Raw genomic sequence first — 6,140 nt, 5'->3', positions numbered from 1 at the left:
AGGTTCTTATTGAAATCGAGAAGAACCAAATAGCATCAACTATTGAACCTAATTATTTATGTGCGAAGTTTGAGTTATTAAGTTTTCCTATGGTAAAATAAAACGAAACTTCAAATCAGAAGAGATTTTTCTTCTGCAATTGTACACTTAGTTGTACAAACTACTACATAAACAAATGAAGGAACTGTGGAAACGGAGGAATAGAAATGGGATTTTCTTCGATATTAATGATTGTCGGGATCGCCACAATCATCTTATCATTATTTTTTAAAGATAAATCTGCTCAAGTTGAAAAAGATGTGGAAGATTTATCGATTAATATTTACCAAGAAACGAATTCTTTAAAACGCCGCATTAAAACATTGGAAGAGGAATTGCTAGTTGAACCGAACTTCCAAGTAAGACCGCCTGCAACTGTACAGCCTAACGCAAAACAGCAAGATGCGTTCGCCTCCTTTCAGCAAGTTGCGGCACAAGTGAAAGTGGCCCAAAGCTATGGTGCGCAAACGAAGGCTAATCCGCAAAACAGCTCAAAGCCGATTAACAGTATTTTAGTGAGCCAAGTTTTAGCATTAAACAGTCAAGGTTTATCGATTGATGAAATTAATAAGCGCTCCACCTTATCACATGGCCAAATTGAATCGATATTGGCAAATGGAGGTCAACCATGAAATCATCACTGCGGGCATTTGGAATCGGTTTATTTGTCGCAGGTGCAGGCATGGCTTTATCCGAACAATTTGCTACCCATTCCGAACCTGAAAAAATCGCCGCATACGAGCAGCAATTGAAGGAATATGAAGAGCAAGTTGCAGGGCTATATGAGCAGCTGGACAATCAAAATACCGGTTCAGTCAATGAAAAGACGGAAAATACTGTAACAGAAAATACAAAGGTTAAAGAAACGAACACCACTAGCCAGCCTGTTCCCTCAAATGAAGAAAAGACAACTGAGAAGGAAGTTATAGAGGCGACCATTTATATATATGAAAATGTTTCGCTTTATACAATCGGGCAGCAGGCTGAGGATTTAGGCATTGTTTCAAATGGCCGGGAACTTGAGCTCCATTTGGCAAAACCAGAATATTCGCGCTCTATTCAAAAAGGCGCATTTGATTTGCGTTCCGATATGACAATCGATCAAATCGCCAAAGTGTTGACAGGTCAACCGATTGATTGACAGGACCATATGGGAATACAAGCTACAATGTTTACATGATGGAGGCTGTCATGAAAGTTGATGACTTTTTTGACGGTCTATTTTTATTATTGAAGGGATTTTATGGAATATATCAAAAGAGGAACAAAAGCATTCACATCGACGAACATCGCTCTATTTGCGGCAGGTTTCATCACATTTGCCAATCTTTATGTAACACAGCCTCTTATGCCGCAGTTTTCAAGAGATTATGGTGTATCGCCTGCTGTTGCGAGTCTATCCCTATCTTCGTCCTCGGTCTAGTAAGCATTATCATAAGCTGCTAGTTCGTGTGGTCGCTTCCTGAGTCAAAGCATTTTGAGCGCGGCCTATACAGTTCCAACCGTTGACAAAATCTCTGCTGAAACATTTGCAAAATGCAAAGCTCCTTCTATTATTTGGAATCGGATTTACTTTCCTATTAACGATAAGATGCAATGAATTTGTTCTTTTGGAACAGCCTATTTTCGCTTTCATGATATGGATTATTTTACATATAAGCTTTTTTCCGTACGATAAAAATAACGCAAATGATTAAATTCTAGTTTCGAGGAGGAACTTATCAATGAAAATTTATGATATTCCCGTTAGAACCGAAAAAGGGGAACAGTATGAACTAGATCGATATAAAGGACAAGTGATGATGATCGTCAACACAGCGAGCAAATGCGGGTTTACGAATCAATTTTCCCAGCTTGAAGAACTTTATGAAAAATATAAAGATGAAGGATTTATTGTACTCGGTTTCCCTTCTGATCAGTTTAAGCAGGAATTATCCTCAAGTGAAGATGCTGCAGAGTTTTGCCGCCTGGATTACGGGGTTACTTTCCCGATGCACGAAATGATTAAGGTGAACGGTGTGGAGGCACATCCATTATTCAAACATCTATCGTCTAAAGCTAAAGGACTTTTAGGCCAATCAGTCAAATGGAATTTCACAAAGTTTTTAGTCGATCGTGATGGGAATGTTATAAAACGTTATGCCCCTCAAGATAATCCGCTGAAGGCTGAAAATGATATTACAAAGCTTCTTTAAACATGAAAAAAAGTTTGCAATAAACTATTACTATGGAAATCGTCCATGAAGGAGTGTTTTTGTATGGGGCGTTTGGAAAACAAAGTTGCGGTCATTACAGGTGCCGCTCAAGGGATGGGAGAATCACATGCTCGCCTGTTCATTGCAGAAGGCGCTAAAGTTGTTTTAACAGACTTAAATGAGGAAAAAGGTCAGGCATTGGCGACAGAGCTTGGCGAAAATGCAGTATTTGTGAAACAAAATGTTGCAAGCGAAGAAGACTGGGCAACCGTATTGGCGATGGCTGAACAAACATTTGGTCCAGTGAATGTATTAGTGAACAATGCCGGAATTACGATGGCGAAAAGTATGCTCGATATGACGGTGGACGAATATAAACGAATAGTGGATATTAACCAGCTGTCAGTATTCATCGGTATGAAAACAGCAGCTCCCTCTATGATGAAGGCAGGCGGAGGCTCTATCGTGAACATTTCGTCGATGAACGGTTTAGTGGCGGGGGCTATCGGCTACACAGACACGAAATTCGCTGTGCGTGGCATGACGAAAGCAGCGGCTATTAATTTAGCGCCAATGGGCATTCGCGTAAATTCGGTTCATCCCGGTGTTATCGCAACACCAATGGTCATGCAAGAAGACACAAAATCTGCAGTTGAAGCATTTTCACAGCATATCCCGCTAAAAAGAGTGGCCCAGCCGGAGGAAGTTTCAAATATGGTACTGTTCCTTGCTTCCGATGAGTCAAGCTACTCAACAGGGGCAGAATTTGTCATCGACGGCGGCATGACAGCTCAATAACAGCAAAGGCAGCCGGGCTAATTCCCCAAGACTGCCTTTGCCTATTAAAATAATATATAGCTACTGTTGGCTTTTAGTTTTTTGCAAAAATGTACGGATCATCGCATCTCCGGCTTCTGTGCCTATCGACTCCGGATGAAACTGCAATCCGAAAAGAGGGAACAGCCGGTGTTGAATGGCCATTACTTCATTGTCGTCAGCACTTGTTGCGATGATTTCAAAGTCTTCATGCACTGTTTCTTTTTCGACAATGAGCGAATGATAGCGCATCACTTCAACTTCCCCTGCCAATTGCTGCAGCAAACCTTTCTTCTCATAGCTTAGTTTACTTGTCTTGCCGTGCATAATATTATTTGCCCTGCTGATAGTTGCGCCAAAAGCTTCCCCGATCGATTGATGTCCTAAGCAAATACCTAAAATCGGCAATTGTTTATATAATTGTTGAATCATTTCAACGACGATGCCCGCTTCTTTCGGTTCTCCCGGTCCTGGAGAAATGACGATCGCTTTAGGCTGCATCGCTCGAATATCTTCAACTGTAATAGCATCATTTCGAACGATATTCACTTCTTCGCCGAACTTCGCGATTTGATGATATAAATTATACGTAAATGAATCATAATTATCGATTAGTAAAATCATCGGCGCACCTCCAGCAACGCTTTCGCTTTATTCAGCGTTTCTTCATATTCCATCTCCGGCACTGAATCATATACGATTCCTGCCCCTGCTTGTACATATGCTTTCCCGTCCTTGACGATCATCGTGCGAATGGCAAGTGCCAAATCCATATTGCCAGAAGCCGATAAATAGCCGATAGCCCCTGCATAAATGCCGCGCTTACGATGTTCCAAACGATTTATAATTTGCATTGCGCGAATTTTCGGCGCTCCCGACACAGTTCCCGCAGGCAAACTCGATGCTAAAACATCAACTAAGTGGGCATCTTCCCGTAATTTCCCGGTTACTTCCGATACGATATGCATTACAAATTTATATTTTTCGATTTCCATATATTTCGTTACTTCCACCGTGCCAGTTTGCGCGACACGACCAATATCATTGCGCCCTAAATCGACCAACATTTTATGCTCGGCAATTTCCTTTTCATCTTGTAAAAGCATACTTGCAAATTTCTCATCTTCCTGCACTGTATTGCCGCGCGGTTTTGTTCCTGCAATCGGATTTGTCGTCACAAGTCCATTTTGAACTTTCACTAAGCTTTCCGGTGATGTTCCCAAGACGGTGTAATCCCCAAATTCCATATAAAACATATAAGGGGATGCATTCGTCGTGCGCAGTTTCCGGTATAGTGTAAACGGCTGTTCATTATATGGCGCTTCAAATGTTTGCGATAATACGACTTGGAATATATCCCCTCTTCGAATATGTTCTTTCGCTGTTTCCACCATCTCCATATAGCGCTCTTTTTCAATTGTCGGAGTAAATTCTATATGAATCGGATCAAGCTGCTTAAATGGCAATGATGCTGTAATCATGTGCTCTATATCTTCCACTTTTTGCTGCATGTATTCCATCTTATGACCTTTTTGAAATAAATCCATTGCTACTATTGAAACTTGCTGCAGCAAATGGTCCATGACGATAAATGTTTCATAAAAATAAACATGGACATCCGGCATATTGTATACATCGCCCGTCACTTCGCCGATTTGCTCAAAGTGAAAAGCTGTCTCATATGCAAAATAACCGATCGCCCCGCCAAAAAACGCAAATGGGTATTTTTCATTCTGAAGCGGCAAAAGCTCCTTCAATAAAGCCAATACTGGTTGTTGCACGGTTTTCAATTGTTGTTCATGTATACAGTATGAGCTGGAAGCAGCATTTCCTTTCAGCTCCCCCACTGGATTAAAAGCGATAAACGAATACCGTCCACTATGTTTAAATTTGGCATTCGATTCAAACAATACTTTTTTCGTTCCTTTAAGTGCTTCATAAATTGATATAGGCGTAAATGTATCCCCATTCAATTGCTTCATTGCATACTGCTTTGTCTCTGCTAACATGCTCATCTCTCCTCAGCTCTTCTATTATTCTGCACAACACAAAAAGGCCCTTTCGCTTTTAAAGGACGAAAGAGCCGTGGTGCCACCTTTATTGACTATTGCTAGTCCACTCAAATCTCGTAACGTGAGAGCTACGGCACAGCATTTCCTCTGTGCAGCTAGAAATCCCATTCATGAAGCGCGTTTACCGACTCCCACCGACCGTCAGCTCTCTAAAAAACGAAACTTCACTACTCTTTTTTCATCATCGCTTTTACTATACATCTTATTGTATAGCTTCGGTGAAGATTTTTCAAATTATTTTAAATTAACTGTAAATATAAAGCTGGCCATGGGATTTTGCATAATAAAGGCCCGCATCTGCAAAAGCAGCCAACTGTTCGTACGAAACCTGATCTTTTGGCAATTGGTCTGTATGGATAAACCCAAAATGGATAGGGATTTTCACGCTTCCTGATGTAGAATGCACAACGGTCGATTGAAGCTTTTCTTCAAGCTCCATCAACAGCTTGAAAAATTCGGCTTCCGTTATATTTTTTATAAATGCCTCCCCTTCGTTTTTCGAAAGGACATTTACTTCTGCGTTATGTTTGAAAATTAACTGATAAATCGCTTCAAATAATGTAAACAATAATTGCTCCACGAATAAATTACCGAACAATTCTTCAATTTCATTCGTTACAAAGCCCCAATGAATACAATAGAGCGCTTCATCATTTAAGAGCGCCATTTCAACATGCTGGACAATCTGTTCTTTCGAAATAACATTCGGATATTTAAAAGTTGCGGCATGGACTTCCTCCGCAAAAAATAAATCCGTATGCACACTTTGAATGTTATTCGGATTGAGGGGCTCGCTGCCCGCATTTTGGATGGTTTGCTGCAATTCATCTGTATATTGAAATTGTGCCCCAATATTGAACTTGTTCACGTATTTCTCCAGTAAAGTCAGAAATATGGTATTATGCTGCGCTTTAAATAGTAGAAACGCCCGTTCAAAAAATGAGGGCACTGAAAAAGTCCCTTAGGCACAAGTGAGAGAGTACAGGAACGAAAATTCGTTCCTGTACTCTCTTTTTCT

8 protein-coding genes and 1 other annotated feature are annotated in these 6,140 nt (G+C 40.7%); of the genes, 5 read left to right on the top strand and 3 right to left on the bottom strand.

What is annotated here, in order from left to right:
* Positions 1-206 precede the first annotated feature (206 nt).
* The 5 genes from ACTHOQ_RS18580 to ACTHOQ_RS18560 all read left to right on the top strand — a co-directional run bounded on the left by ACTHOQ_RS18580 (position 207) and on the right by ACTHOQ_RS18560 (position 3,032).
* On the top strand, positions 207-671 hold the full coding sequence (locus ACTHOQ_RS18580; RefSeq protein WP_440497668.1) for a hypothetical protein: 465 nt from the start codon (positions 207-209) through the stop codon (positions 669-671).
* Complete coding sequence (locus tag ACTHOQ_RS18575) at positions 668-1,180, top strand: hypothetical protein (protein ID WP_440497667.1); 513 nt, start codon at positions 668-670, stop codon at positions 1,178-1,180. The genes ACTHOQ_RS18580 and ACTHOQ_RS18575 overlap by 4 nt, the downstream gene beginning before the upstream one ends.
* Before the next feature lie 102 nt (positions 1,181-1,282).
* The gene (locus ACTHOQ_RS18570) at positions 1,283-1,462 is read left to right on the top strand and encodes a hypothetical protein (RefSeq protein WP_440497665.1); all 180 of its coding nucleotides are present in this window, start codon (positions 1,283-1,285) and stop codon (positions 1,460-1,462) included.
* Positions 1,463-1,763: 301 nt separating this feature from the next.
* Positions 1,764-2,234: a glutathione peroxidase gene (locus ACTHOQ_RS18565; RefSeq protein WP_440497663.1), complete on the top strand. Its 471-nt coding sequence runs from the start codon at positions 1,764-1,766 to the stop codon at positions 2,232-2,234.
* A gap of 63 nt (positions 2,235-2,297) precedes the next feature.
* The gene (locus tag ACTHOQ_RS18560; protein ID WP_440497662.1) at positions 2,298-3,032 is read left to right on the top strand and encodes a glucose 1-dehydrogenase; all 735 of its coding nucleotides are present in this window, start codon (positions 2,298-2,300) and stop codon (positions 3,030-3,032) included.
* Positions 3,033-3,092: 60 nt separating this feature from the next.
* On the opposite strand, the gene ACTHOQ_RS18555 is transcribed toward ACTHOQ_RS18560, so the two are convergent.
* From ACTHOQ_RS18555 to ACTHOQ_RS18545, 3 genes are all read right to left on the bottom strand, one after another.
* On the bottom strand, positions 3,093-3,674 hold the full coding sequence (locus tag ACTHOQ_RS18555; RefSeq protein WP_440497661.1) for an anthranilate synthase component II: 582 nt from the start codon (positions 3,672-3,674) through the stop codon (positions 3,093-3,095).
* Entirely contained in the window at positions 3,671-5,059 is a 1,389-nt protein-coding gene (gene trpE, locus ACTHOQ_RS18550) for an anthranilate synthase component I (RefSeq protein WP_440497660.1), read from the bottom strand. The genes ACTHOQ_RS18555 and trpE overlap by 4 nt, the downstream gene beginning before the upstream one ends.
* 58 nt (positions 5,060-5,117) lie before the next feature.
* Positions 5,118-5,316, bottom strand: a binding site (T-box leader).
* 50 nt (positions 5,317-5,366) lie between these two features.
* Positions 5,367-5,990 carry a hypothetical protein gene (locus ACTHOQ_RS18545; protein WP_440497659.1) on the bottom strand — a complete coding sequence of 208 codons (624 nt, stop codon included), beginning with the start codon at positions 5,988-5,990 and terminating at the stop codon, positions 5,367-5,369.
* Positions 5,991-6,140: the final 150 nt, after the last annotated feature.

Origin of the sequence: Solibacillus silvestris, assembly GCF_051967575.1 — a bacterium.
GTDB classification, from domain to species: domain Bacteria; phylum Bacillota; class Bacilli; order Bacillales_A; family Planococcaceae; genus Solibacillus; species Solibacillus silvestris_B.
Note: the sequence above shows the minus strand (reverse complement) of the source record. Positions and strands in the feature narration are given on the sequence as shown.

Coding starts and splice junctions, on each gene's coding strand:
- ACTHOQ_RS18565 (WP_440497663.1), top strand. CDS start 1,764: ATGAAAATTTATGATATTCCCGTTAGAACCGAAAAAGGGGAACAGTAT.
- ACTHOQ_RS18560 (WP_440497662.1), top strand. CDS start 2,298: ATGGGGCGTTTGGAAAACAAAGTTGCGGTCATTACAGGTGCCGCTCAA.
- ACTHOQ_RS18555 (WP_440497661.1), bottom strand. CDS start 3,674: ATGATTTTACTAATCGATAATTATGATTCATTTACGTATAATTTATAT.
- ACTHOQ_RS18580 (WP_440497668.1), top strand. CDS start 207: ATGGGATTTTCTTCGATATTAATGATTGTCGGGATCGCCACAATCATC.
- ACTHOQ_RS18575 (WP_440497667.1), top strand. CDS start 668: ATGAAATCATCACTGCGGGCATTTGGAATCGGTTTATTTGTCGCAGGT.
- trpE (WP_440497660.1), bottom strand. CDS start 5,059: ATGTTAGCAGAGACAAAGCAGTATGCAATGAAGCAATTGAATGGGGAT.
- ACTHOQ_RS18570 (WP_440497665.1), top strand. CDS start 1,283: ATGGAATATATCAAAAGAGGAACAAAAGCATTCACATCGACGAACATC.